The sequence below is a fragment of the Pseudomonas sp. XP1 genome, from assembly GCF_053557675.1.
This window is the reverse complement of sequence record NZ_JBNRIJ010000010.1, coordinates 23945-49977: the sequence shown is the minus strand read 5'-3', so window position 1 is coordinate 49977 and position 26033 is coordinate 23945. Positions and strand designations below refer to the sequence as shown.

The window sequence follows — 26033 nt, the reverse complement described above, 5'->3', positions numbered from 1 at the left end:
GGGGGCGGGGGCTCCCCGGCGATGGGCTGCAAAGCAGCCCCTGCTTTCTCACAGTTCGGTATTGCGGGTTTCTTTCAGGCACAGCACGGCAATCAAGCTGATCACCGCCGCCACCGACACATAACCCCCCACCCAGCTCAACCCACCCATGCTCACCAGCTTCTGGGCAAAGAACGGTGCCGCCGAGGCCCCGACGATGCCGCCCAGGTTGTATGCCGCCGAAGCGCCGGTATAACGCACGTGGGTCGGGAACAGTTCAGGCAGCAATGCTCCCATCGGTGCAAAGGTCACCCCCATCAGGAACAGCTCGATGGCCAGGAACAGCGCCACGCCTGCGGTCGACCCCGAAGTCAGCAGCGGCTCCATGGTAAAGCCCGAGGCCACTGCCAGCAGGCCGCCGACGATCAACACCGGTTTGCGCCCGTAACGGTCGCTGAGCCAGGCCGACAGCGGTGTGGCCAGGGCCATGAACACCACCGCGAAGCACAGCAGGCCAAGGAACATCTCGCGGCTGTAGCCCAGCGTGGTCACGCCATAGCTCAGCGAGAACACCGTGGAGATGTAGAACAGCGCGTAACAGACCACCATTGCCGCTGCGCCCAGCAGGGTCGGCAGCCAGTATCTGGAAAAAAGGTCGACCACTGGCATTTTCACCCGCTCGTGGCGGGCGACGGCCTTGGCGAACACCGGGCTTTCTTCCAACTTCAGGCGCACATACAGGCCCACCAGTACCAGCGCGGCGCTGAGCAGGAACGGAATGCGCCAGCCCCACTCGCGGAACTGCTCGTCGCTGAGCACCAGGGCCAGGGTCAGGAACAGGCCGTTGGCGGCCAAAAAGCCGATCGATGGGCCCAGCTGCGGGAACATGCCGAACCAGGCGCGCTTGCCTTCCGGCGCGTTCTCGGTGGCCAGCAAGGCCGCGCCACCCCATTCGCCACCCAGGCCCAGGCCTTGTCCAAAGCGCAACAGGCAGAGGATGATCGGTGCCCATACACCAATGCTGTCATAGCCCGGCAGCACGCCGATGGCCGTGGTGGATACACCCATCAGCAGCAGCGAGGCGACCAGGGTCGACTTGCGGCCGATACGGTCGCCAAAGTGGCCGAACAGTGCCGAGCCCAGCGGGCGCGCCAGGAAGGCGATACCGAAGGTGAGGAAGGCCGCCAGCATCTGCGCGGTACCCGACCCGGACGGGAAGAACACCGGGCCGATCACCAGGGCGGCGGCAGTGGCGTAGACGTAGAAATCGTAGAACTCGATGGCGGTACCGATGAAGCTGGCGGTGGCTACCCGCGCGGGCGAGTTGACCGGTGCGGCAGGCGCTTCGGCATAGGTGCTGCTGGTTGTCATTGAATAGGTCCCTGACAGTCTGGTCCGGCTCCATGGGGATAAGCCCCGCGGCGTGCGATGCCAAAAGGCAGGCACGGTGGCGCGGGCGCCGGAGCGTTTTGTTGTTGTGTGCGCCCGACTGACGATAGCCCAAGGGGGATAGGGGCGGGGGCGGATACTGTTCGGGGTGTGAAGCAGGACCGCAGGGCGTGTCAGTGGAGCGGACTGGCCGTGGAGCGCCGGTTGCGGGTAGCAGGCGGGACGGCGGGGCTGGGTAAGCGTGACCCGAGTATAGCTATCGGGTCACGGTCCACACCAGTACCTTGCTGGCACAATTGTCCTCTGTTTCGAGGATTTCCAGGCGATAGCGGCCGATCTTCAGGCAAACGGCGCTTTCCGGGATGCTTTCCAGCGCTTCGGTGACCAGCCCGTTGAGGGTTTTCGGCCCTCCGTCGCAGGGCAGGTGCCAGCCCAGGCTGCGGTTGATCTCGCGCAGCGAAGCAGTGCCGTCGATGATGAAGGTGCCATCGGGCTGCGGGTGCACGTGGGGGTTGTCCAGGCTGTGTTCATCCTCGAACTCGCCAACGATCTCTTCGAGGATGTCTTCCAGGGTGACGATGCCCAGCACTTCGCCGTACTCGTCCACCACCACGCCCAGGCGGCGCTGCTGCTTGTGGAAGTTCAGCAGTTGCATCTGCAGGGGCGTGCTCTCGGGCACGAAATAGGGCTCGTAGCAGGCGCCGAGCAACATCTCCAGGGTCAGCTCGGCCTTGGGCAGCAGGTGGCTGATCAACTTGGTATTGAGGATTGCTTCAACCTGGTTGATGTCGCTGTGGTACACCGGCAGGCGGGTGTGGCGGCTGACGATCAGTTGCTCGATGATGCGCTCGATCGGCTCGTCGAGGCTGATGCCGTCCACTTCGTTGCGCGGTACCAGGATGTCGTTGACGGTCATCTTGTTCAGTGACTGCAGGCCGTCCAGCAGGCCATGGCGCGGCGCTTCGTGTTCCTCATCCTCGTCGAATTCGTCGGCTTCCTGCGGATGCAGGGCCACGGCCGTGGGTTGCACCCGGAACGGACGCAGGATCAGCTTGGCAATCCCATCCAGCAGCCAGGCCAGCGGTTGCAGCAAGGTGAGGGGTACTTTAAGCAGGCTGGTGCCGAGGCTGACGAACGCCTGCGGGTTGCGCCGGGCCAGGCGCCGCGGCAGGTATTCGGCAAACACCAGCAGGACGAGGGTGGCGACCAACCCGGCCAGCCAGAAGCCGTGCTCGCCGCTATGGCGCTGGCCAACCAGGCAGGCCAGGCCCAGCACCAGCAGCTTGCCCAGGCTGGCGCACAGCACCAGGGCCTGGGCCGGCAGCACGGGCTGGCCATCCTCGCCGGTGCGCAGCGCGCCATTGAGTTGCAGGCGGGCGGCATCCACCGCGGTGAACAGCGCCGACCACAACAGCGCCAGTGCCAAGGTGCCGAATAGCGGTGCGTACGGCAGGGTATCCATGGGCGGCCGTCAGATATGCAGGATGAATTCGCGAACCAGCTTGCTGCCGAAATAGGCCAGCATCAGCAGGCAGAAACCGGCCAGCGTCCAGCGGATGGCCTTGTGGCCACGCCAGCCCAGGCGGGTGCGGCCCCACAGCAGCACGCTGAACACCACCCACGCGACACAGGCCAGCAGGGTCTTGTGTGCCAGGTGTTGGGCGAACAGGTTGTCGAGGAACAGCCAGCCGGAGATCAGCGAAAGCGACAGCAGGCACCAGCCGGCCCAGAGGAAGCCGAACAGCAGGCTTTCCATGGTTTGCAGCGGCGGGAAGTTGCGGATCAGCCCGGACGGGTGCTTGTTCTTCAGCTGGCGGTCCTGCAGCAGCAACAGCAGTGCCTGAAACACTGCGATGGTGAACAGCCCGTAGGCCAGGATCGACAGCAGGATATGCGCGAGGATGCCCGGCTCTTCGTTGACCAGCGGCACCGTGCCGGGGGGCGCGAACTGCGCCAGCAGCGCGGTCACCGCGCCCAGCGGGAACAGCAGCACCAGCAGGTTTTCCACGGGTATGCGCAAGCAGGCCAGCAGGGTCAGGGCGATGACCGCCACGGCGATCAGGCTGGCGGCACTGAAGAAGTCCAGGCTCAGGCCCAGCGGGGTGATCAGCTGGAAGAACAGCGCACCGGCCTGGGCGAGTACCGCGAAGGCACCCAGCAGGGCAAGCAGGCGCTTGTCGGCCTTGCGGTTCTGGGCAAGGTAAGAGCCCTGGTAGATTGCCGCGGCTATATATAGGCCGGCGGCTATCAGGTTGGGGATGAGGCTGGGTGAGGAGAACATAAGTCCTGGTTGGCGAGCCTTAAAGAGACGGAGTTTGGCATAGATCGCGCTGGTCTAGGAAGACTGGCAGGCCGCGGTGCGGCCGGTTTTGAATGTGGTGCAGACCCTGTGGGAGCGGGTTCACCCATGAAGTGGCCGGCACAGCCACCGAATATCTATCAGGCCGCCAGCAAGGTGTGCGCCGCCGCCGCACTTCGCTATAATCGCCGCCTTGCTGTGCCCGGCGGGTATGCACTCCCCCCTGGGCGCCTGACAAACCTCGGCTTTTACTGGGCCTGAAAGGATCACCATGTTCGAAAACCTGACCGACCGCCTGTCACAGACGCTGCGCCATGTCACCGGCAAGGCCAAGCTGACCGAAGACAACATCAAGGACACGCTGCGCGAAGTGCGCATGGCCCTGCTCGAGGCCGACGTTGCCCTGCCGGTGGTCAAGGATTTCGTCAACAGCGTCAAGGACCGTGCAGTCGGCACCGAAGTATCGCGCAGCCTGACCCCGGGCCAGGCGTTCGTGAAGATCGTCCAGGCCGAGCTGGAAAGCCTGATGGGCGCGGCCAACGAAGACCTCGCACTGAACGCCGCCCCGCCCGCCGTGGTGCTGATGGCCGGCCTGCAGGGTGCCGGCAAGACCACCACCGCCGGCAAGCTGGCGCGCTTCCTCAAGGAGCGCAAGAAAAAGAGCGTGATGGTGGTGTCCGCCGACGTCTACCGCCCGGCGGCGATCAAGCAGCTGGAAACCCTGGCCAACGACATCGGCGTCACCTTCTTCCCGTCCGACATCAGCCAGAAGCCGGTGGCCATCGCCGAAGCGGCCATCCGCGAAGCCAAGCTGAAGTTCATCGACGTGGTCATCGTCGACACCGCCGGCCGTCTGCACATCGACGCCGACATGATGGACGAGATCAAGGCGCTGCATGCCGCGGTCAAGCCGATCGAGACCCTGTTCGTGGTCGACGCCATGACCGGCCAGGACGCCGCCAACACCGCCAAGGCCTTTGGCGAGGCGCTTCCGCTGACCGGCGTGGTGCTGACCAAGGTCGACGGCGACGCTCGTGGCGGTGCCGCGTTGTCGGTGCGTGCCATCACCGGCAAGCCGATCAAGTTCATCGGTATGGGCGAGAAGACCGAAGCCCTCGAACCGTTCCACCCCGACCGCGTCGCCTCGCGCATCCTCGGCATGGGTGACGTGCTCAGCCTGATCGAGCAGGCCGAGCAGAACATCGACAAGGCCAAGGCCGACAAGCTGGCCAAGAAGCTGAAGAAGGGCAAGGGCTTCGACCTCGAAGACTTCCGCGACCAGCTGCAACAGATGAAGAACATGGGCGGCCTCGGCGGCTTGATGGACAAGCTGCCGAGCATCGGCGGGGTCAACCTGTCGCAGATGGGCAATGCCCAGGGCGCCGCCGAGAAGCAGTTCAAGCAGATGGAAGCGATCATCAACTCCATGACCCCGGCCGAGCGCCGTGATCCGGAGCTGATCAGCGGCTCGCGCAAGCGCCGTATCGCCATCGGTTCCGGCACCCAGGTGCAGGACGTCGGCCGCCTGATCAAGCAGCACAAGCAAATGCAGAAGATGATGAAGAAATTCTCCGCCAAGGGCGGCATGGCCAAGATGATGCGCGGCCTGGGCGGGATGCTGCCGGGCGGCGGCATGCCGAAGCTGTAACCCCTATTCCGGGGGCCTGCCGTTTGTCCGGCAGGTACCCAGAACCCCCGCTGTGGCGGGGCAATGGCCGCGGATTTCGCGGCTCAACCGGCAGATCTGGACGGCAGGGCAGGGCCTTGCCGAAAAAGTCATTTGCAAATGTCCGTGTATTCCCCGAGAATATGCGGCCTTTTGGGCACCCGTGTGCCTATTTGGCATTCAGATTTGCAGTACCAGCTGCTGTATCAACTGCAGCACCGACTATAGGAACGATGTTCACATGGTAACCATTCGTCTGGCCCGTGGCGGCTCGAAAAAGCGCCCATTCTACCACCTGACCGTGACCAACTCGCGTAACGCCCGTGACGGCCGTTTCGTTGAGCGCGTAGGTTTCTTCAACCCGATCGCTGCTGGCGCCGAAGTCAAGCTGTCGGTCAACCAAGAGCGCGTCAACTACTGGCTGAGCCAGGGTGCACAGCCGTCTGAGCGCGTTGCTCAGCTGCTGAAGGACGCTGCCAAGGCTGCTGCCTGAGTAGTATGAACGCGACGCCAGAAAAGGCTGACGACCTCATCGTCGTTGGCAAGATTTTTTCGGTTCACGGCGTTCGCGGCGAGGTGAAGGTGTACTCCTTTACCGATCCGATTGAAAACCTGTTGGATTATCCGCGCTGGACGCTTCGGCACGAAGGCAAGGTAAAGCAGGTCGAGCTGGTCAACGGTCGTGGCTCCCAGAAGGGCCTGGTCGTGAAACTGAAAGGCCTCGATGATCGTGATGAAGCCCGTCTTCTGAGCGGTTACGAAATCTGCATTCCGCGGAGCCTTTTGCCCAACCTGGCTGCTGACGAGTACTACTGGTACCAGTTGGTGGGCCTGAAGGTCATCAACCAGGACGAACAACTGTTCGGCAAGGTCGATCACCTGTTGGAGACCGGTGCGAACGATGTAATGGTGGTCAAGCCCTGCGCAGGCAGCCTGGATGATCGCGAGCGTCTGTTGCCCTATACGGCGCAATGCGTGCTCGACGTCGACCTGGAAGCAGGCGTGATGCGGGTTGAATGGGACGCGGACTTCTAAACGATGGGTAACCTTCGCGTAGACGTCATCACGTTGTTCCCCGAGATGTTCTCGGCCATCACGGAGTACGGCATTACCAGCCGCGCGGTGAAACAGGGGTTGCTTCAGGTGACTTGCTGGAACCCGCGGGACTACACCACAGATCGTCACCACACGGTGGATGATCGGCCGTTTGGCGGTGGTCCGGGCATGGTGATGAAAATCAAGCCTCTGGAAGACGCCCTGGTTAGCGCCAGGCAAGCGACCGGAGCAGCGGCGAAGGTGATCTACCTTTCGCCACAAGGCCGCAAGCTGACTCAGCAGGCGGTCAAAGGCCTGGCCGAACAGGAATCGTTGATCCTGATCGCCGGTCGTTATGAAGGCATCGACGAGCGCTTTATCGAGGCTCATGTCGATGAGGAGTGGTCGATTGGCGACTATGTGCTTTCCGGTGGCGAGCTGCCGGCCATGGTACTGATCGATGCGGTTACACGGCTGCTGCCCGGAGCTTTAGGGCATGTGGATTCGGCGGAAGAAGATTCCTTCACCGACGGTCTGCTCGATTGCCCGCACTACACCCGGCCTGAGGTGTATGCGGATCAGCGTGTTCCCGACGTGTTGCTAAGTGGCAACCATGCACACATCCGGCGTTGGAGAATGAAGCAGTCCCTTGGTAGGACCTTCGAACGACGCGCCGATCTTCTGGAAAGTCGCTCGCTTTCTGGAGAAGAGAAGAAGCTGCTCGAGGAATATCTCCGCGAGCGGGACGATAGTTAAACGTATCGATGGTGGATCACGTATCCATCTTAGGAGCACAGCATGACCAACAAGATCATCCAGCAGCTCGAAGCCGAGCAGATGAGCAAGGAAATCCCGACCTTCGCACCAGGCGACACCGTTGTCGTTCAGGTTAAAGTGAAGGAAGGTGAGCGTTCCCGTCTGCAGGCGTTCGAAGGCGTCGTTATCGCCAAGCGTAACCGCGGTCTGAACAGCGCCTTCACCGTGCGCAAGATCTCCAGCGGCGTTGGCGTAGAGCGTACCTTCCAGACCTACAGCCCGCAAATCGACAGCCTGGCCGTGAAACGTCGTGGTGACGTGCGTAAAGCCAAGCTGTACTACCTGCGCGACCTGTCCGGCAAAGCCGCTCGCATCAAGGAAAAACTGTCCTGAGTGCAGTTTGCCCGGTGGCCAAGGCCGCCTAGCGAGAAAAAAGCAGCCTTCGGGCTGCTTTTTTGCGTTTTGCCCCCCCCGAAGATGTGATTGCCATGACTACCCGAGACCAGGAAATCCTGCGCCGCACCGAGCTGTCGGTGACCCGCGTGACCAAGGCGGTGTTCCCCAACACCACCAACCACCACAACACCCTGTTCGGCGGAACCGCCCTGGCCTGGATGGACGAAGTGTCGTTCATCGCCGCCACGCGCTTCTGCCGCCTGCCGCTGGTGACTGTGTCCACTGACCGCATCGACTTCAAGCACCCGATCCCGGCGGGCTCGATCGTCGAGTTGGTGGGGTCGGTCATCAAGGTGGGTAATACCAGCTTGCAGGTGCAGGTGGATGTGTTCGTCGAGAACATGTACCTGGATGGGCGCGAGCGGGCCATTCATGGGGTGTTCAGCTTCGTCGCCATCGACGAGGACAAGCGCCCGGTGCCGGTTTTGCCCCAGGCCTGAGTTCTCCTGCACTGGCCCTTTCGCGGCTGAAGCCGCTCCCACAGGGATCGCGCATACCTCGAGGGCGGTGATATCCCTGTGGAGCAACTGTCTTGTATTGCCTGTAAGGGCCCTATCGCCGGCAAGCCAGCTCCCACAGGTACTGCACTGGCCTTGAGAGCAGTGCGGTCGAGGTGGGTGGGCTTTAGCCGCGAAGAGGCCAGTACAGACAACAATTATGCTGCTGTGAAACACTAAGCCACCTCCAACACCCAGCAGCCTCCGAATGCCCGCCCTGGACCACCCCCTGATCGACCAATTCCTCGACGCCCTGTGGCTTGAAAAAGGCCTCTCCGACAACACCCGCATGTCCTACCGCAGCGACCTTGCCCTGTTCAACGGCTGGCTGCAGGAACACGGCGTCAGTTTGCCCGACGCCGGTCGCGACCTGATTCTCGACCACCTGGCCTGGCGCCTCGATCAAGGCTACAAGCCACGCTCCACGGCACGCTTCCTGTCCGGCCTGCGCGGCTTCTTCCGCTACCTGCTGCGGGAAAAACTGGTGGCCATCGACCCGACCCTGCAAGTCGACATGCCGCAACTGGGCAAGCCGCTGCCCAAGTCATTGTCCGAGGCCGATGTCGAAGCCTTGCTGCAGGCTCCGGACCTGGGCGAAGCCATCGGCCAGCGTGACCGCGCCATGCTGGAAGTGCTGTACGCCTGCGGCCTGCGGGTCACAGAGCTGGTCAGCCTGGCGCTCGACCAGGTCAACCTGCGCCAGGGCGTGCTGCGGGTGATGGGCAAGGGCAGCAAGGAGCGCCTGGTGCCCATGGGCGAAGAAGCGGTGGTGTGGTTGCAACGCTACCTGCGCGATGGCCGAGCCGAATTGCTCAATGGCCGCCCCAGCGATGTCCTGTTCCCCAGCCAGCGTGGCGAGCAGATGACCCGCCAGACCTTCTGGCATCGCATCAAGCACCATGCCCGGGTTGCCGGTATCGACAAACCGCTGTCGCCGCACACCCTGCGTCATGCCTTCGCCACCCATCTGCTCAACCATGGTGCCGATCTGCGCGTGGTACAGATGCTGCTGGGCCACAGTGACTTGTCGACCACGCAGATCTACACCCATGTCGCCAAGGCCCGTCTGCAGCAACTGCATGCCCAGCACCACCCGCGTGGATGAATGTTTTTCATGTTCCGCCGACCGGTCCTTGCAAGGCCCTTCACCGGCGGTGTGATGTGGTAGGCTTGGACGGTTTGCACCAAGGGCCGCACGGTCACCGCGTATTTTCCGCAGGTGACGCCCTCCGGCCCCTGTCCGCCTTCAGGAGTTCCCATGCGCGTGACCCAGTTTTTCGCCGCCGCCGCGTTGGCGCTGGCCAGTACCTTTGCCGTTGCTGCGGCAACCGACAGCAATGCCGCTGCCGAGCAAGCCATCCGTAAGTCGTTGCAGAACCTCGAGCTGGAAGTGCCCGTCGAAAGCGTGGCCAGCAGCCCGGTCAGTGGCCTTTATGAAGTCAAGCTGCAGGGTGGCCGCGTGCTGTATGCCAGCGGCGACGGCCAGTTCGTGATGCAGGGCTACCTGTTCCAGATCCAGGACGGCAAGCCGGTCAACCTCACCGAGAAGACCGAGCGCCTGGGCATTGCCAAGCTCATCAACGGCATTCCAGCCGCCGAGATGGTGGTTTATCCTGCCAAGGGCGAGACCAAGTCGCACATCACCGTGTTTACCGATACCACCTGCCCGTACTGCCACAAGCTGCACGCCGAGGTGCCCGAACTCAACCGCCGCGGTATCGAAGTGCGCTATGTCGCCTTCCCGCGCCAGGGGCTCGGTTCGCCGGGTGACCAGCAGTTGCAGGCCGTCTGGTGTTCCAGCGACCGCCGTGCGGCGATGGACAAGATGGTCGAGGGCGAAGAAATCAAGGCCGCCAAGTGCGCCAACCCGGTCAGCAAGCAGTTCCAGCTGGGCCAGTCGATCGGCGTCAACGGTACGCCGGCGATCGTCCTTGAAAGCGGGCAGGTCATTCCGGGCTACCAGCCGGCACCGCAGGTCGCCAAGCTGGCACTGGCCAAGTAATCCAATTCAGTACGCCGTCGTCATGGGGTGACGGCATGTTTCACGGTCGGCATAGGTGTCGGCCGTTCAATGGGGAGTTCACAGTGAAACCGGTCAAAGTAGGCATCTGTGGGTTGGGGACCGTCGGTGGCGGAACCTTCAATGTACTTCAGCGCAACGCCGAGGAGATCGCCCGCCGTGCCGGGCGCGGTATTGAAGTGGCACAGATTGCCATGCGCTCGCAGAACCCGAACTGCCAGATTACCGGTACCCCCATTACCGCTGATGTGTTCGAAGTTGCGAGCAACCCGGAGATCGACATTGTCATCGAGCTGATCGGTGGCTACACCGTGGCCCGCGAACTGGTGCTCAAGGCCATCGAAAACGGCAAGCACGTGGTCACCGCCAACAAGGCGCTGATTGCCGTGCATGGCAATGAAATCTTCGCCAAGGCCCGCGAGAAGGGCGTGATCGTCGCCTTCGAAGCGGCCGTGGCTGGTGGCATCCCGGTGATCAAGGCCATCCGCGAAGGCCTGTCGGCCAACCACATCAACTGGCTGGCCGGCATCATCAACGGCACGGGCAACTTCATCCTCACCGAAATGCGTGAGAAGGGCCGTGCCTTCCCGGATGTGCTGGCCGAAGCCCAGGCGCTGGGTTACGCCGAAGCCGACCCGACCTTCGACGTTGAAGGTATCGATGCCGCGCACAAGCTGACCATCCTGGCTTCGATCGCTTTCGGCATCCCGCTGCAATTCGACAAGGCCTACACCGAAGGCATTACCCAGCTGACCACTGCTGATGTGAATTATGCCGAGGCTCTGGGCTACCGCATCAAGCACCTGGGTGTGGCCCGCCGCACTGCCGAAGGTATCGAGCTGCGCGTACACCCGACGCTGATCCCGGCCGACCGCCTGATCGCCAACGTCAACGGCGTGATGAACGCTGTCATGGTCAACGGTGATGCCGCCGGTTCCACCCTGTACTACGGCGCCGGTGCCGGCATGGAGCCTACCGCTTCGTCGGTGGTCGGCGATCTGGTCGATGTGGTCCGTGCCATGACCTCCGACCCGGAAAACCGCGTGCCGCACCTGGCCTTCCAGCCGGATTCGCTGTCGGCCCACCCGATCCTGCCGATCGAAGCCTGCGAAAGCGCCTACTACCTGCGCATCCAGGCCAAGGATCACCCGGGCGTACTGGCCCAGGTGGCCAGCATCCTCTCGGAGCGTGGCATCAACATCGAGTCGATCATGCAGAAGGAAGCCGAGGAACAGGACGGCCTGGTGCCGATGATCCTGCTGACCCATCGCGTGGTCGAGCAGCGTATCAACGACGCCATTGTCGCCCTGGAAGCCCTGCAGGACGTGGTCGGCAAGGTCGTGCGCATTCGCGTCGAACAGCTCAACTAACAATAGTGCCGGCGGGCCGCCAGTGCGGCCCCGGCCCCAGCATCGAAGGTTTGCACCCATGCGCTATATCAGTACCCGCGGCCAGGCTCCGGCCCTCAATTTCGAAGACGTCCTGCTGGCTGGCCTGGCCAGCGACGGCGGCCTGTACGTCCCGGAAAACCTGCCACGCTTCACCCAGGAAGAAATCGCCTCGTGGGCCGGCCTGCCGTACCACGAACTTGCATTCCGGGTGATGCGCCCGTTCGTCGAAGGCAGCATCGCCGACGCCGACTTCAAGAAGATTCTCGAAGAAACCTACGGCGAGTTCGCCCACGCCGCGGTTGCTCCGCTGCGCCAGCTGAACAGCAATGAGTGGGTGCTGGAGCTGTTCCACGGCCCGACCCTGGCGTTCAAGGACTTCGCCCTGCAATTGCTCGGCCGCCTGCTGGACCACGTGCTGGCCAAGCGCAACGAGCGCGTGGTGATCATCGGCGCCACCAGCGGTGACACCGGTTCCGCCGCCATCGAAGGTTGCCGCCGTTGCGACAACGTCGACATCTTCATCCTGCACCCGCACCAGCGCGTGTCCGAAGTGCAGCGCCGGCAGATGACCACCATCTTCGGCGACAACATCCACAACATTGCCATCGAAGGCAACTTCGACGACTGCCAGGAAATGGTCAAGGCCAGCTTCGCCGACCAGTCGTTCCTCAAAGGCACTCGCCTGGTTGCGGTCAACTCGATCAACTGGGCGCGGATCATGGCCCAGATCGTCTACTACTTCCACGCTGCCCTGCAGCTGGGTGGCCCGGCGCGTTCCGTGGCGTTCTCGGTGCCGACCGGCAACTTCGGCGACATCTTCGCTGGCTACCTGGCACGTAACATGGGCCTGCCGGTCAGCCAGCTGATCGTCGCCACCAACCGCAACGACATCCTGCACCGCTTCATGAGCGGCAACCAGTACGTCAAGGAAACCCTGCACGCGACCCTGTCGCCGTCGATGGACATCATGGTCTCGTCCAACTTCGAGCGCCTGCTGTTCGACCTGCACGGCCGCAACGGTGGCGCCATTGCCGAGCTGATGGCCAACTTCAAGCAGGGTGGCGGCTTCAGCGTCGAGCAAGACCGCTGGACTGAAGCGCGCAAGCTGTTCGACTCGCTGGCTGTAAGCGACGAGCAGACCTGCGAAACCATCGCCGAAGTGTTCGCCGCCACTGGTGAAGTGCTCGACCCGCACACCGCTATCGGCGTCAAGGCCGCCCGCGAGTGCCGCCGCAGCCTGGACACGCCGATGGTGGTGCTGGGAACCGCGCACCCGGTCAAATTCCCGGAAGCGGTGGAGAAGGCCGGTGTTGGCAAGGCGCTGGAGTTGCCGGCGCACCTCAGCGACCTGTTCAGCCGTGAAGAGCGTTGCACGGTGCTGGCCAATGACCTGAAGGCTGTGCAGGGCTTTGTCAGCCAGCATGGCAACCGCGGCAAACCTCTGTAACGGCGTTGCTTTCCGGGGCTGCTACGCAGCCCTTTCGCGACACAAGGCCGCTCCCACAGGAGAATCGCGCCCCCTGTAGGAGCGGCCTTGTGTCGCGATGGGCCGCAAAGCGGCCCCAAAAATCTAAGCCTTTTCCCAACCTCTATCAGAAACATCCTATTCGGCCCGCCCAGCGCAAAGCCTAAATTAGCCGGTCCTCCCACCAGGAGCGGCTCATGTACCAGCCCTATGTGTTGATCCACCAGGCTCGCCCATCCCACCAGATCCTCCTGCACCAGGCCCTCAACGCCCAGGGCATGTTCCACGTGCGCATCAGCGAAACCAGCGCAGACCTTGACGCCTGCCTGAGCGCGGATCGAAGCCCCGACCTGCTGGTCCTTGACCACGCCATGCCAACCCGGGCCGGTCTTGCCGTGCTCGATCAGCAGCAGCGAACACGTGCTTTGCTGTTCGTCGGCCAGGCTACTCCCAAGCGCCGCAACCTCGCCCAAGAGGCCAGAAACCGGGGCCTGTGGGTGCTCGCCGAACTGCCCTGGCCGCTGTCGATGCCAAGCCTGCAGCGTGCCCTGCAAGCACTGCAGGTGCGCCCATGGCGACGTATTCAAACTGTCACCTGCGCCCCGCATGCTCACTGAAACAGTCGTGGTGTAACGAACTTTCCGCTGCGTCTGTTGGTCAGTTCCTCTATATCCCACCACGCAGCGAGTGATCCGGATGGAAAGAATCTGCAGACTGCTCAACGAAGCCCTGACCCCCTATCAGATCCACCTCGGCGTCGCCGATGCCCAGGGTAATCGTCAACTGACCATTCATGACCGCCTCGCCGGCATCACCCTGCGGCGCTCGGTCAGCGAGCGCCAATTGCAGGAACAAAGCCTGTTGATCGACCTGGTGGATGGCCTACACCGCGACCTGCAGATCGCCGAAGGGCGTTTGCAGCCCTGTGTGATCGCGGCATTGCAGCAGCGCCAGCAACCCCATGGAACCTTTGCCTGAGTGGTTTATCAGAAACTGTAGGGGCAGCCTGGCCAGTGCTTTGCTCCGGCGCTGGCAAGGCTGTCACGGGAAGCCCCAAGGGCTTTCGCTTGGCCCCGGGCGTGTTTCCCCAGCGCCCGGGGTTTCTTTTTGGGTTGTCTGCACCGGCCCTATCGCCGGCAAGCGAGCTCCCACCTCGACTGCATCAATTTCAAGCCCCGTTCCGTATCTGTGGGAGCTGGCTTGCCGGCGATAGGGCCGGTGCAGGCAATCAGTGGTCTTCGAAGAAACGCTTGCTCTCTTCCAGGTAGTCTTCTTGCAACGCCGGGTCCAGCCAGCGCGCATACAACCCCGGCAACACATCCCGACGCAAGGCAGGCAGCAGCTGGTCGATGTGCGCTATGGCTTCACGCCCCAGTTCGCTGTTCGAACAGCCCACATGCAGAAACTGGTAGCGGTTTACCCCTTTCACAGGATGAAACTTGTAGTCAGCCAGAGCCCCGGCTTGCAGCTCGACCAGGTAGCGCACTTCGGGCCAGTAGCCGAGCACCATGCGCAGGCGCCCGAGCTGTTGCATCTGCAGCAGGTTGGCGGTGGCGTCGTTGCCGTAGTGGCGGCTGAACGCGGTGTCGGGCAACTGGCGCAGGATGGCGTCGATCTGCGTGCCATAGCTGCGCTCGGCGACAACCCCCAGCTTCAGCGGGGTCTTGCTCAGCAGGCCATGCAGGTCTATCTCCTGGCCGTCGAGGTAAGGTGCCACCAGCGCCTCGCTGTCCTTGCGCAGCACCAAACCTCCACTGAGCACGCCCAGGGAGGGCACGGAAAACCGCACATATTCTGCGCGGTCGGGTGTCCACAGCAGGGTTGGATCGCAGGTGAAGCTCTTCGGGTCCTGCAGCATCTGGATACCGCGGGCGCGGTTGACCCGCACGATGCTATGGTCGTACTCGGGCATCTGCCTGATCAGCAGGGGCAGCAATTGGTCGATCACCCCTTGGCCTTTTTCCGGCCCTTCGAAAATGGTGAAAGGCGGTAGGTCGCGCACCAGCCAGAAGATGCGCTCCTTGGCGCTGGCTGGCTGCAGCATCAATGCAGGCAGCAGCCCGCAAAGCAGGACCAGGTGGCGTAAGCAGCGGGCAGCGCACATGGACCAGGGCCGTGCCGGGGTCAGACCGTGCCTGCTGCGCGCAGGCTGGCGATGGCCGCGGTGTCGTAGCCCAGGCTGCCGAGCAGTGCCTCGGTGTGTTCACCCAGCGCCGGGCCAACCCACTCGGTGGAGCCGGGAGTGTCCGACAGCTTGGGCACGATGCCCGGCATGCGGAACGGCTTGCCGTCCGGCAGTTTGGCCTGCAGGAACATTTCGCGTGCCAGGTACTGCGGGTCGTTGAACATGTCCTCGGCCGAATAGATGCGGCTGGCCGGTACTTCGGCGTTGTTCAGTGCTTGCATCAGCTGCTCCAGCGGCAGGCTGTTGGCCCAGCGGTCGATTACCCCGTACAGCTCGTCACGGCGCAGGTCGCGGCCATCGTTGGTGGCCAAGGTCGGGTCGTCGGCCAGGTCGTTGCGGCCGATGGCTTGCATGAAGCGCTTGAAGATTGCATCGCCGTTGGCGCCGATCTGCACATGCTTGCCGTCTGCGCTGGTGTGGATGGAGGAGGGCGTGATGCCCGGCATGATGTTGCCGGTACGTTCGCGGATAAAACCGAACACATCGAACTCCGGGACCATGCTTTCCATCATGGCGAAGATCGCTTCGTACAGGGCCACATCCACCACCTGGCCCTGGCCGCCGTTGACTTCCCGGTGCCGCAGCGCCATCAGTGCGCCGATCACCCCCCACAGGGCAGCAATCGAGTCACCGATGGAAATGCCCGTGCGCACTGGTGGGCGGTCGTCGAAGCCGGTGATGTAGCGCAGGCCGCCCATCGACTCGCCCACGGCGCCGAAGCCTGGCTGGTCTTTCATCGGCCCGGTCTGACCAAAGCCCGACAGGCGCACCATTACCAGGCGCGGGTTGAGTGCGTGCAGCACGTCCCAGCCCAGGCCGAGTTTTTCCAGCACGCCCGGGCGGAAGTTCTCGATCAGGATGTCGGCCTCGGCCAGCAGGCGCTTGAGAATCTCGCGGCCCTCGGGGTGCTTGAGGTTGAGGGTGAGCGATTGCTTGTTGCGAGCCTGCACGAACCACCACAGCGAGGTGCCCTCGTAAAGCTTGCGCCATTTGCGCAACGGGTCGCCGCCATCGGGCGATTCGACCTTGACTACCTCGGCGCCGAATTCGGCGCAGATGCGCGAGGCGAACGGGCCAGCGATGAGAGTGCCGAGTTCGACAACTTTGAGACCGGCGAGGGGTTTGCTGGGCGTAGTCATGGGGCATCCGTGGCAGCTGGGCAGATGCGTGGTTTTATCATAGGTCCGAAGCGGCAGATACTGCTGCGGGGCAACGAAGGGCAGTATCGGTTAGACTGTGTCACTTTTTCTCTGCGCAAGAAGCCCGTCGACCATGGCCCAGCCGTCTACCACCTACAAATTCGAACTGAACCTGACCGACCTCGACCGCGGCGTGTACGAAAACGTCCGTCAGACCATCGCACGCCACCCTTCGGAAACCGAAGAACGCATGGCCGTGCGCCTGCTGGCCTACGCCCTGTGGTACAACGAAAACCTGTCGTTCGGCCGTGGTTTGTCTGATGTGGACGAGGCGGCGCTGTGGGAAAAGAGCCTGGACGATCGCATCCTGCACTGGATCGAAGTGGGCCAGCCGGACGCCGACCGACTGACCTGGTGCTCACGTCGCACCGAGCGCACCAGCCTGCTGGCCTACGGCAGCCTGCGCGTATGGCAGAACAAAGTGGTAGACGCGGTCAAGGGCCTGAAAAACCTGAGCATCGCCGCCGTGCCGCAGGAGGTGCTGGAAACCCTTGCCACCGACATGCCCCGTACCATCAAGTGGGACGTGATGATCAGTGAAGGCACCTTGTTCGTCACCGACGACCGTGGCCAGCACGAAGTGCAGCTGGAGTGGCTGCTTGGTGAGCGCGGCTGAAGCACCCCATGCGTATCGAACCTCGCCCGCTGCCGCCGACCCTTCCATTCCTGGGTAATCTGCCACCCTTGCTGACCCGCCTGTACGCCGCGCGCGGCGTGCAGAGCGAGGCCGAGCTGGACAAAAGCCTCGCGCGCCTGCTGCCGTACCAGCAGCTCAAGGGCATCGAGGCCGGCGTGGACCTGCTGGTCGAGGCTATCGACCAGCGCCAGCGCATCCTCATCGTCGGCGACTTCGATGCCGACGGCGCCACTGCCAGTACTGTCGGCGTGCTGGGCCTGCGCCTGCTGGGCGCGGCCCACGTCGACTACCTTGTGCCCAACCGCTTCGAATACGGTTACGGGCTGACCCCGGAAATCGTCGAGGTGGCGCTGCAACGCCAGCCGCAACTGCTGATCACCGTGGACAACGGCATTTCCAGCGTCGACGGTGTGGCTGCCGCCAAGGCCGCCGGACTCAAGGTGCTGGTCACCGACCACCACCTGCCGGGCGCGGAGTTGCCCGACGCCGACGCCATCATCAACCCCAATCAGCCGGGTTGCAGTTTCCCGAGCAAGGCACTGGCCGGGGTAGGGGTGATCTTCTATGTGCTGATGGCCCTGCGTGCGCGCCTGCGCAGCCTGGGGCGCTACGAAACGCAGCCGCAGCCGAACATCGGCGAATTGCTCGACCTGGTTGCCCTGGGCAGCGTCGCAGACGTGGTGCCATTGGATGCCAACAACCGCATCCTGGTGCACCAGGGTCTTGAGCGCATTCGCGCCGGCCGCGCCCGGCCGGGGCTCAAGGCCATTCTTGAAGTGGCCCGTCGCGATCACCGGCGCATCACCTCGACCGACCTCGGCTTCATCCTGGGCCCGCGGCTGAACGCTGCCGGGCGCCTGGACGACATGAGCCTGGGCATCGAATGCCTGCTGTGCGAAGACGCGGCCCTGGCCCAGGACATGGCCCAGCAGCTGGATGACCTGAACCAGGACCGCAAGTCCATCGAACAGGGCATGCAGCGCGAGGCCCTGGCCCAGCTAAAGGACCTGCCTGTCGAGTCGATGCCATATGGCCTGTGCCTGTTCGATGCCGACTGGCACCAGGGGGTTATCGGTATTCTGGCTTCGCGCCTGAAGGAGCGTTACCACCGGCCGACCATCGCTTTCGCCGACGCTGGCGAGGGCATGCTCAAAGGGTCGGCGCGTTCGGTGCCGGGTTTCCATATTCGCGATGCGCTGGATGCCGTGGCGGCGCGCCACCCGCAACTGATCAGCAAGTTCGGCGGCCACGCGATGGCGGCGGGATTGTCGTTGCCTGAGGCCAATTTCCCTGCATTTGCCGAGGCGTTCGATGAAGAAGTACGACGCCAGCTGCGCGAAGAGGACCTGACCGGTCGGCTGTTGTCCGACGGCAGCCTGGCGGTGGAGGAGTTCCACCTCGACCTGGCCAAGGCCCTGCGCCATGCCGGGCCCTGGGGGCAGCACTTCCCCGAGCCGCTGTTCCATGGCGTGTTCCAGTTGGTGGAGCAGCGCGTGGTGGGCGAGCGGCACCTGAAGGTGGTACTCAAGAGCGAGTGCGGCTCGGTGCGGCTGGACGGCATTGCCTTTGGCATTGACCGCGAAGTGTGGCCGAACCCGACGGTGCGTTGGGTCGAGTTGGCGTACAAGCTGGATGTGAACGAGTTCCGTGGTAATGAAAGTGTGCAGTTGATGATTGCCCACATGGAACCGCGCTGACGGTAGATACCGCCGCTGCTGACGGCCTGGCGCTGGCCCGTTGTGGGAGCGGGTTCACCCGCGAACACCGGCGAAGCCGGTGCCATCCACCGAGTCGCTGCTTCGCGGGCATGCCCGCTCCCACAGGGCCTGCACCGGGCTTGAGGCTTGCACTGTACCTGTGGGAGCTGGCTTGCCGGCGATCACCGGCGAAGCCGGTGCCATCCACCGCGTCGTCTGCTTCGCGGGTAAACCGCTCCCACAAGGCTCTGCGGTGGGCTTGCGAAATTGCTCTCCGTACGACCGATGATCACATCAAACTCAGCGCGCCATACCTAACTCGGCATCATCCATCAGTGCCTTGGCCATCGCACTGAGATAGTGCGCAGCCCAGATCATCATGGGTTTCTCATCCATCAGCCCGACGATGGTCAACTCCCGCACATAGCCCATCAATTCCGAAGCCTGATCACGGGCGTCTCGGCACGGAATGCCCGCTTCGATGCGAAATAATGGGTGGGTCTGGTTCTCACCCTGAAAGAAAGTGGTCTTGCCGACGGTGAATTGGGTGTCGTCTGTCTTCATTGATTCCTCTCCTGATCATTCTGAGCGCTTTGTCGAAGGAGAAGAAATGAGGGGGGATCAGGGACTGTCATTTTCATATCAATCACTCGTATGGTTGCTGATTGACCGCCTCTCCGATTCCACACGAAGGGTGGCAGTTGTACGCGGTGTGGAATCCAGGCTACGAGTAAACCCGGTAGGCTTTGCGGCCTTCCGCGCACAACTGCCATGACGACAGCTACTCGGTAATTGATCGGGATTCCACCCCCGGCCGCTGAATGCCAGCGACCAGCAAAGGCTAGAGAGTCAGGATTCCAGTAACAATCAGACGCGAGTCGACAGGGCTTGTAGGGTATTTCCTCATCTTAGGCTTCACCAGATCGGGATCGTAGGGATTATCTGAAATACCTGTCAGAGTGCCTGCCTGTAGCGGCGGGCAGGGCTGCCAGGTGCCTGCCTTGAGAGTGATGTTGCCTAGGAGATCGAGCGCCGCCACTCTCGATCCAACCCCCCCTTGCACACCCACCCGAAATCCCATGGAACCTCCCCCCCAACCATTCTGGTCTAGTCTGAAGTTATGACCGGACCTGGGCCAGGGACGTGCAATTGAGTGTCCGGGCCGGATCACCATTGGAGTCCTTGGGAGGTGCCCTCATGAGCCTGCTGCTCGAGCCTTACACCCTGCGTCAGCTGACCCTGCCCAACCGCATCGCCGTTTCGCCGATGTGCCAGTATTCCGCCGTCGATGGTCTGGCCAACGACTGGCACCTCGTCCATTTAGGCAGCCGCGCCGTGGGTGGCGCTGGCCTGGTAATCACTGAAGCCGTGGCGGTGACCGCCGATGGCCGCATCACCGCTGAAGACCTCGGCCTGTGGAACGACGCTCAGATCGCCCCGCTGCAACGCATCACCCGTTTCATCACCGCCCAGGGGAGCGTGCCCGGCATCCAGCTGGCTCACGCGGGGCGCAAGGCCAGCACCTATCGCCCATGGCTGGGCAAGCAAGGCAGCGTTAAGCTCGAGGAGGGCGGCTGGCAACCGGTGGGCCCGTCGAAAATCGCCTTCGACCCGCAACACACGACGCCGCACGAGTTGAACCACAATGAGATTCAGGCTGTGATCGACGCCTTTGTCGCCTCGACCGAGCGTGCCCTGAAGGCCGGTTTCAAAGTGGTCGAGATCCACGCCGCCCACGGCTACCTGTTGCACCAGTTCCTGTCGCCGCTGAGCAACCAGCGGCGCGACGAATATGGCAGTTGCTTCGAAAACCGTATCCGCCTGACCCTGCAGGTGGTCGAGGCCGTGCGCAAGGTCTGGCCTGCCGAGTTACCGCTGTTCGTGCGGGTATCGGCGACCGACTGGGTGGAGGACGGCTGGAACCCGGATGAAACCGTCGAACTGGCCCGCCGCCTGCGTGGCTTGGGTGTCGACCTGATCGACGTGTCCTCCGGCGGCACCTCGGTCAATGCCGAAATCCCCACAGGGCCCGGCTACCAGACCCGCTTCGCCGAGCGTGTGCGCAAGGAATCGGAAATTGCCACCGGCACCGTGGGCATGATCACCGAGCCGGCCCAGGCCGAGCACATCCTGCGCACCGGCCAGGCCGACATTATCTTCCTCGCCCGCGAACTGCTGCGCGACCCGTACTGGCCGCTACACGCCGACGACGACCTGGGCGGCAACAAGGCCACCTGGCCAGCGCAATACCAGCGCGCCACCAGCCGGGCCAACCCGATTCACGAGTCGGATTTGCGCGACTAGGGTCTACCTGTACTGGCCTCTTCGCGGGTGAACCCGCTCCCACAGGTACATCACTAACCTCAAGGGCTGTGATGTACCTGTGGGAGCGGGCAAGCCCGCGAAGAAGGCGGCTCGGTGTTTGGCACCGGCTTCGCCGGTGTTCGCGGCGGTTCGACGCCTCGATGACCCCGCCCCTACAACGACCGCGTTGGCTTCTCAACTCAGCTATAGGCGGCTTTGCTGAGGATATCGCTTACCCACTGGTTGATACTCTTCTCTGCCAACTCGGCCTTGGCGGCCACGCTGGCATGAAGGGTAGGTTCGAGTCGCAGGCTAAGCTTGCCAGAGTAGGTCTTCTGCGGCTCGCGGCCCAGGCGTTCGCAAGTCTCAAGATAATCGTCCACGGCTTCTTCGAATGCCTGGCGCAACTCACTGATGGATTCGCCGTGAAAACCGATCACATCGCGAATACCCGCAACGTGGCCGATCAGCAACTGGTCTTCGTCGCTGTATTCGATACGAGCGGCATAGCCGCGGTAAGTCATGACATTCATGGTATTACTCCTGCCTGCTCAAGGAACTGGCGGGCGTCTCGTAGTTGGTAGGGCTTTGCGTGCCTGTCCGGATGAGGGCGGTGGAAGGTTGCCACTGCTCCATTGAGTTCAAAGCGAACCCGTGACCCTCGTCCTTCAATCACTCGGGCACCCAGGGATACCAACAGTGATTCCACTCGCGCCCACTCCAGCGTCCTGGGAACCGGCCTTTTCAGTACTGCTTCAAGTGTGGCTTGCTGATGATTATTCATGGTATCAGATGATGATACCAGCAAGCATGGCTCAATGGATGAGCAGTAGGAGGGAGTAGATCAAGCTTGAAGGAAATGTCTGAGATGTTAACCGAGGGGGCAAAGCCCCTCGGCTAACGGTTCGGTCAATGCTTGATCATCACATGCCGCACACAGGTGTAGTCCTCCAGCCCATACATCGACATGTCCTTGCCATACCCCGAGTGCTTCTGCCCGCCATGGGGCATTTCGCTGACCAGCATGAAGTGGGTGTTCACCCACGTGCAGCCATACTGCAGGCGCGCCGCCAGGCGGTGAGCGCGGCCGGTGTCGCGGGTCCATACCGATGAGGCCAGGCCGTAGTTGGAATCGTTGGCCCATTCCAGCGCCTGCGCTTCGTTGCTGAAGCGGGTCACCGACACCACCGGGCCGAACACTTCGTTGCGCACGATTTCGTCGTCCTGCAGGGCATCGGCCAGCACGGTCGGTTCGAAGAAGAATCCGTCGCCATCAATGGCCTTGCCACCGGTTACCAGGCGAATGTGCGGCTGGGCAATAGCCCGTTGCACCAGCCCTGCGACCTTGTCGCGGTGCTGGGCACTGATCAGTGGCCCCAGTTCGGTGTCCTCGGCTTCCTGCGGGCCCGGCTTGAGGCTGGCCACTGCGGCCCCCAGGCGTTCGACGAAACGCTCGTAGATGCCATCCTGCACATACAACCGACAGGCCGCGGTGCAGTCCTGGCCGGCGTTGTAGAAGCCGAAGGTACGGATGCCGTCGATGGCGGCATCGATGTCGGCATCGTCGAACACCAGCACCGGGGCCTTGCCACCCAGTTCCATGTGCATGCGTTTCACGCTGTCGGCGGTGGCGCTGATGATGTGCGCGCCGGTGGGGATCGAGCCGGTCAGCGACACCATGCGCACCTTGGGGTGGTTGACCAGCGGGTTGCCGACTGTCTGACCGCGGCCAAAGAGGATGTTCAGCACCCCCGGTGGCAGCAGGTCCTGGGCCAGTTCGCCGAGGCGCAGGGCGGTCAGCGGGGTCAGCTCGGAGGGCTTGATCACCACCGTGTTGCCGGCAGCCAGGGCCGGGGCGATCTTCCACGCCAGCATCATCAACGGGTAGTTCCACGGCGCGATCGAGGCCACCACGCCCAGCGGGTCGCGGCGGATCATCGACGTATGGCCCGGCAGGTACTCGCCGGCTGCCGAGCCGCCCAGGCAGCGCGCCGCACCGGCGAAGTAGCGGAACACGTCGGCAATTGCCGGGATCTCGTCATTCAGCGCGGCGCTCAGCGGCTTGCCGCAGTTCTGCGATTCCAGCCGGGCCAGTTCATCGCCATGGGCTTCGATAGCGTCGGCCAGCGCCAGCAAGGCCTGCGAGCGTTCCTTGGGGCTGGTTTGCGACCAGCTGTCGAAAGCCTGGTCGGCGGCGCGCACGGCGCTGTCCACCTGGGCCTCGCTGGCTTCGTTGATCTGCGCCAGGGCACTGCCCAGCGCCGGGTTGAGCACGGTCCAGGCCGGGCCTTGGCCAGCGACCAGCTGGCCATTGATCAGCATCTGCGTTTGCATCGGGGACTCCTCCAGGGTCATTTGCCGTTGCCCGCGACGCTTTCGCCGCCACGGGTCAGGTAATAGGCGCCAAGGATTGGCAGCATGGTCACCAGCATCACCAGCATGGCGACCACGTTGGTCACCGGCACGTCGCGCGGTCGGCTGAGCTGGTTGAGCAGCCAGATCGGCAGGGTGCGTTCGTGGCCGGCAGTGAAGGTGGTGACGATGATTTCGTCGAACGACAGGGCAAAGGCCAGCATGCCACCGGCCAGCAGTGCCGAGCCTAGGTTGGGCAGGATGATGTAGCGGAAGGTCTGCCAGCCGTCGGCGCCGAGGTCCATCGAGGCTTCGATCAGGCTCTGCGAAGTACGCCGCAGGCGAGCGATCACATTGTTGTAGACGATCACCACGCAGAACGTGGCGTGGCCGACCACGATGGTGAACACCCCGGGCTCGATCCCCAAGGTCTTGAACGCCGAGAGCAGGGCGATGCCGGTGATGATGCCGGGCAGGGCGATGGGCAGTATCAGCATCAGCGAAATGCTCTCCTTGCCGAAAAAGCTGCGCCGGTACAGCGCCGCCGAGGCCAGCGTGCCGAGCACCAGGGCGATCAGCGTGGCCAGGCAGGCCACCTGCAGTGACAGCTTGATCGCTTCCAGCACATCGGGCCGGGCGAAGGCCACGGCGAACCACTTAAGGGTAAAGCCCTTGGGCGGAAAGCTGAATGCCGCGTCTTCGGTGTTGAACGCGTACAGGAAGATGATCAGGATCGGGAAGTGCAGGAACAGCAACCCGCCCCAGGCGGCCAGGCGCAGCCCGGCCGAGGCTTTTTCAGAGTGCATCGAAGGCTCCCAGTCGCTTGACGATGGACAGGTACACCGCAATCAGCACGATCGGCACCAGGGTGAACGCAGCGGCCATCGGCATGTTGCCGATCGCCCCTTGCTGGGCATAGACCATACTGCCGATGAAGTAGCCGGGCGGGCCGATCAGCTGCGGTACGATGAAGTCGCCCAAGGTCAGCGAGAAGGTGAAGATCGAGCCGGCGGCAATGCCCGGAATCGACAGCGGCAGTATCACCTGCACGAAGGTTTGCCCAGGCCGGGCGCCGAGGTCTGCCGAGGCTTGTAGCAGTGACGGCGGCAAGCGTTCCAGCGAGGCCTGGATCGGCAGGATCATGAACGGCAGCCAGATATACACGAACACCATGAAGCGCCCCAGGTGCGAAGTCGACAGCGTGCTGCCGCCCACGCCCGGCACCGCCAGCACCGTTTGCAGCAGGGCATCCAGATGCAGCTGCTGGACGAACCACTGGGCCACGCCGCCCTTGGCCAGCAGCAGGGTCCAGGCGTAGGTCTTGACGATGTAGCTGGCCCACATCGGCATCATCACCGCTATATAGAAAAACGCCTTGGTCTTGCCGCTGGTGTAGCGCGCCATGTAATAGGCGATGGGGAACGCCAGCACCGCACTGGCCAGCGACACCGCCAGCGCCATGCCCAAGGTGCGCAGGATGATGTCGAAGTTCGACGGATTGAACAGCGCGGCGAAATTGCCCAGGGTCAGGTCCGGCGTCACCGCCATGGTGAAGTCGTCGAAGGTATAGAAGCCTTGCCACAGCAGGTTCAGCAGCGAGCCCAGGTAGATCGCGCCGAACCAGGTCAGCGGTGGGATCAGCAGCAAGGCCAGGTACAGGTTGGGGCGCCGGTACAACAGGTTGGACAGGCCGCGCAGTGTGCTCATGTCAGCGGCCCTCGGTTTCCTGCAGCACCGTCATGGCTTCGCGGGGCCAGTGCGCCCGGACCCGTTGCCCGGGTTGCCAAGCCTGCGCCTGCGCCTGCCAGCGGTCGTTGGCCTGGCTCACCGCCAGCAGCTGGCCGCTGTCCAGTTGCAGCTCGTAGCGGGTGGCACTGCCCTGGTACTGGATATCGCGCAGCTGGCCGCTGACCTGGACGTGCTGGCCGGCTGTGGCCGGGTCGCCGAGGCGGATGTGTTCGGGGCGGATGGAGAAGGGCGCGGGGCTGCCATTGAGCGCCGTGGCCAATTCGCCACGCACCACATTGGAGGTGCCGACGAATTCGGCAACAAAGGTGGTGGCCGGTTGCATGTAAAGGTTGCGCGGGGTGTCGACCTGCTCGATACGGCCGCGGTTGAACACTGCGACGCGATCGGACATCGACAGCGCCTCGGTCTGGTCGTGGGTGACGAAGATGAAAGTGATGCCCAGCTGGCGCTGCAGCTTTTTCAACTCGCCCTGCATCTGTTCGCGCAACTTCAGGTCCAGCGCGCCAAGCGGCTCGTCCAGCAGCAGTACCCGTGGCCGGTTGACCAGAGCGCGGGCCAGGGCCACGCGTTGGCGCTGGCCACCGGACAACTGCGCTGGCTTGCGCGCGCCGTAGCCGGCCAGGGCCACCATCGCCAGGGCTTCTTCGGCGCGGCTGTGGCGTTCGGCCTTGGCCACGCCTTTTACCTTCAGGCCGTAGGCAATGTTGTCCAGTACGTTCATGTGCGGGAACAGGGCGTAGTCCTGGAATACGGTGTTGACGTCGCGCTGGTAGGGCGGGACGCCCGCAGCCTCGACACCGTGGATGCGGATCGAACCGCTGGTGGGTTGCTCGAAGCCTGCGATCAGGCGCAGGCAGGTGGTCTTGCCCGAGCCAGAGGGGCCGAGCATGGAGAAGAATTCGCCATCGATAATGTCGATGCTGACCTGGTCGACGGCCTTGACCTCGCCGAAGGTGC

General features: G+C 63.2%; 27 protein-coding genes. 15 read left to right on the top strand and 12 right to left on the bottom strand.

Annotated elements, in window-relative coordinates:
- Positions 1 to 48: 48 nt before the first annotated feature.
- The 3 genes from ACK1U9_RS11600 to ACK1U9_RS11590 form a co-directional block, all read right to left on the bottom strand.
- On the bottom strand, positions 49 to 1350 hold the full coding sequence (locus ACK1U9_RS11600) for an MFS transporter (protein ID WP_046616081.1): 1302 nt from the start codon (positions 1348 to 1350) through the stop codon (positions 49 to 51).
- A 274-nt stretch (positions 1351 to 1624) separates the two neighbouring features.
- On the bottom strand, positions 1625 to 2830 hold the full coding sequence (locus tag ACK1U9_RS11595) for a transporter associated domain-containing protein (RefSeq protein WP_046616082.1): 1206 nt from the start codon (positions 2828 to 2830) through the stop codon (positions 1625 to 1627).
- Between the two features lie 9 nt (positions 2831 to 2839).
- Positions 2840 to 3649: a cytochrome C assembly family protein gene (locus ACK1U9_RS11590; RefSeq protein ID WP_025337912.1), complete on the bottom strand. Its 810-nt coding sequence runs from the start codon at positions 3647 to 3649 to the stop codon at positions 2840 to 2842.
- A 289-nt stretch (positions 3650 to 3938) separates the two neighbouring features.
- Between ACK1U9_RS11590 and ffh the strand changes: the two genes are divergently transcribed.
- From ffh to ACK1U9_RS11530, 12 genes are all read left to right on the top strand, one after another.
- Positions 3939 to 5315 (top strand): signal recognition particle protein, encoded by a 1377-nt coding sequence (ffh, locus tag ACK1U9_RS11585; protein ID WP_013971189.1) that lies wholly within the window; start codon positions 3939 to 3941, stop codon positions 5313 to 5315.
- Between the two features lie 259 nt (positions 5316 to 5574).
- Entirely contained in the window at positions 5575 to 5826 is a 252-nt protein-coding gene (gene rpsP, locus ACK1U9_RS11580) for a 30S ribosomal protein S16 (RefSeq protein WP_003259424.1), read from the top strand.
- Positions 5827 to 5831: 5 nt separating this feature from the next.
- On the top strand, positions 5832 to 6368 hold the full coding sequence (gene rimM, locus ACK1U9_RS11575; RefSeq protein WP_013971190.1) for a ribosome maturation factor RimM: 537 nt from the start codon (positions 5832 to 5834) through the stop codon (positions 6366 to 6368).
- 3 nt (positions 6369 to 6371) lie between these two features.
- Positions 6372 to 7124 (top strand): tRNA (guanosine(37)-N1)-methyltransferase TrmD, encoded by a 753-nt coding sequence (trmD, locus tag ACK1U9_RS11570; protein WP_003252146.1) that lies wholly within the window; start codon positions 6372 to 6374, stop codon positions 7122 to 7124.
- A 42-nt stretch (positions 7125 to 7166) separates the two neighbouring features.
- The gene (gene rplS / locus ACK1U9_RS11565) at positions 7167 to 7517 is read left to right on the top strand and encodes a 50S ribosomal protein L19 (RefSeq protein WP_003252148.1); all 351 of its coding nucleotides are present in this window, start codon (positions 7167 to 7169) and stop codon (positions 7515 to 7517) included.
- A 95-nt stretch (positions 7518 to 7612) separates the two neighbouring features.
- The gene (locus ACK1U9_RS11560) at positions 7613 to 8020 is read left to right on the top strand and encodes an acyl-CoA thioesterase (RefSeq protein ID WP_025337914.1); all 408 of its coding nucleotides are present in this window, start codon (positions 7613 to 7615) and stop codon (positions 8018 to 8020) included.
- A gap of 265 nt (positions 8021 to 8285) precedes the next feature.
- On the top strand, positions 8286 to 9182 hold the full coding sequence (xerD, locus tag ACK1U9_RS11555) for a site-specific tyrosine recombinase XerD (RefSeq protein ID WP_046616083.1): 897 nt from the start codon (positions 8286 to 8288) through the stop codon (positions 9180 to 9182).
- 153 nt (positions 9183 to 9335) lie between these two features.
- Positions 9336 to 10079 (top strand): DsbC family protein, encoded by a 744-nt coding sequence (locus ACK1U9_RS11550; protein ID WP_046616084.1) that lies wholly within the window; start codon positions 9336 to 9338, stop codon positions 10077 to 10079.
- An 83-nt stretch (positions 10080 to 10162) separates the two neighbouring features.
- Positions 10163 to 11467: a homoserine dehydrogenase gene (locus ACK1U9_RS11545; RefSeq protein ID WP_046616085.1), complete on the top strand. Its 1305-nt coding sequence runs from the start codon at positions 10163 to 10165 to the stop codon at positions 11465 to 11467.
- A gap of 58 nt (positions 11468 to 11525) precedes the next feature.
- A complete protein-coding gene (gene thrC / locus ACK1U9_RS11540) occupies positions 11526 to 12935 on the top strand; it encodes a threonine synthase (RefSeq protein WP_010952565.1) in 1410 nt (469 codons plus the stop codon).
- A 215-nt stretch (positions 12936 to 13150) separates the two neighbouring features.
- Positions 13151 to 13570 (top strand): histidine kinase, encoded by a 420-nt coding sequence (locus tag ACK1U9_RS11535; RefSeq protein WP_046616086.1) that lies wholly within the window; start codon positions 13151 to 13153, stop codon positions 13568 to 13570.
- A 79-nt stretch (positions 13571 to 13649) separates the two neighbouring features.
- On the top strand, positions 13650 to 13931 hold the full coding sequence (locus ACK1U9_RS11530; RefSeq protein ID WP_046616087.1) for a DUF3509 domain-containing protein: 282 nt from the start codon (positions 13650 to 13652) through the stop codon (positions 13929 to 13931).
- Positions 13932 to 14181: 250 nt separating this feature from the next.
- On the opposite strand, the gene ACK1U9_RS11525 is transcribed toward ACK1U9_RS11530, so the two are convergent.
- Together ACK1U9_RS11525 and ACK1U9_RS11520 are read right to left on the bottom strand one after the other, a co-directional pair.
- On the bottom strand, positions 14182 to 15057 hold the full coding sequence (locus tag ACK1U9_RS11525) for a TIGR02285 family protein (RefSeq protein ID WP_135001687.1): 876 nt from the start codon (positions 15055 to 15057) through the stop codon (positions 14182 to 14184).
- Positions 15058 to 15077: 20 nt separating this feature from the next.
- Positions 15078 to 16277, bottom strand: coding sequence for a CaiB/BaiF CoA transferase family protein (locus tag ACK1U9_RS11520; RefSeq protein WP_196182976.1), 1200 nt, complete (start codon positions 16275 to 16277; stop codon positions 15078 to 15080).
- 133 nt (positions 16278 to 16410) lie between these two features.
- Here ACK1U9_RS11520 and ACK1U9_RS11515 point away from each other — a divergent pair, with 133 nt between their 5' ends.
- Positions 16411 to 16953 carry a YaeQ family protein gene (locus ACK1U9_RS11515; protein WP_013971198.1) on the top strand — a complete coding sequence of 181 codons (543 nt, stop codon included), beginning with the start codon at positions 16411 to 16413 and terminating at the stop codon, positions 16951 to 16953.
- Positions 16954 to 16961: 8 nt separating this feature from the next.
- Positions 16962 to 18671 (top strand): single-stranded-DNA-specific exonuclease RecJ, encoded by a 1710-nt coding sequence (gene recJ, locus ACK1U9_RS11510; RefSeq protein WP_085601932.1) that lies wholly within the window; start codon positions 16962 to 16964, stop codon positions 18669 to 18671.
- A 300-nt stretch (positions 18672 to 18971) separates the two neighbouring features.
- On the opposite strand, the gene ACK1U9_RS11505 is transcribed toward recJ, so the two are convergent.
- Positions 18972 to 19235, bottom strand: coding sequence for a DUF3077 domain-containing protein (locus ACK1U9_RS11505; RefSeq protein WP_075043948.1), 264 nt, complete (start codon positions 19233 to 19235; stop codon positions 18972 to 18974).
- Positions 19236 to 19868: 633 nt separating this feature from the next.
- On the opposite strand from ACK1U9_RS11505, the gene ACK1U9_RS11500 reads away from it, so the two are divergent.
- Complete coding sequence (locus ACK1U9_RS11500) at positions 19869 to 20975, top strand: NADH:flavin oxidoreductase/NADH oxidase (RefSeq protein ID WP_046616093.1); 1107 nt, start codon at positions 19869 to 19871, stop codon at positions 20973 to 20975.
- Positions 20976 to 21175: 200 nt separating this feature from the next.
- On the opposite strand, the gene ACK1U9_RS11495 is transcribed toward ACK1U9_RS11500, so the two are convergent.
- From ACK1U9_RS11495 to ACK1U9_RS11470, 6 genes are all read right to left on the bottom strand, one after another.
- Entirely contained in the window at positions 21176 to 21508 is a 333-nt protein-coding gene (locus ACK1U9_RS11495; RefSeq protein ID WP_003252175.1) for a type II toxin-antitoxin system HicB family antitoxin, read from the bottom strand.
- Positions 21505 to 21759, bottom strand: a complete 255-nt coding sequence (locus tag ACK1U9_RS11490) for a type II toxin-antitoxin system HicA family toxin (RefSeq protein ID WP_087502647.1) — start codon at positions 21757 to 21759, stop codon at positions 21505 to 21507. Before ACK1U9_RS11490 ends, ACK1U9_RS11495 begins: the two co-directional genes overlap by 4 nt.
- A gap of 125 nt (positions 21760 to 21884) precedes the next feature.
- The gene (locus tag ACK1U9_RS11485; RefSeq protein WP_196187913.1) at positions 21885 to 23309 is read right to left on the bottom strand and encodes a gamma-aminobutyraldehyde dehydrogenase; all 1425 of its coding nucleotides are present in this window, start codon (positions 23307 to 23309) and stop codon (positions 21885 to 21887) included.
- A 17-nt stretch (positions 23310 to 23326) separates the two neighbouring features.
- Complete coding sequence (locus ACK1U9_RS11480; protein WP_449109912.1) at positions 23327 to 24133, bottom strand: ABC transporter permease; 807 nt, start codon at positions 24131 to 24133, stop codon at positions 23327 to 23329.
- The gene (locus ACK1U9_RS11475) at positions 24123 to 25034 is read right to left on the bottom strand and encodes an ABC transporter permease (protein WP_046616096.1); all 912 of its coding nucleotides are present in this window, start codon (positions 25032 to 25034) and stop codon (positions 24123 to 24125) included. The genes ACK1U9_RS11480 and ACK1U9_RS11475 overlap by 11 nt, the downstream gene beginning before the upstream one ends.
- Position 25035: 1 nt before the next feature.
- Positions 25036 to 26033: ABC transporter ATP-binding protein (locus ACK1U9_RS11470; RefSeq protein WP_449109911.1), on the bottom strand; the 998-nt coding region annotated here is incomplete at its 5' end.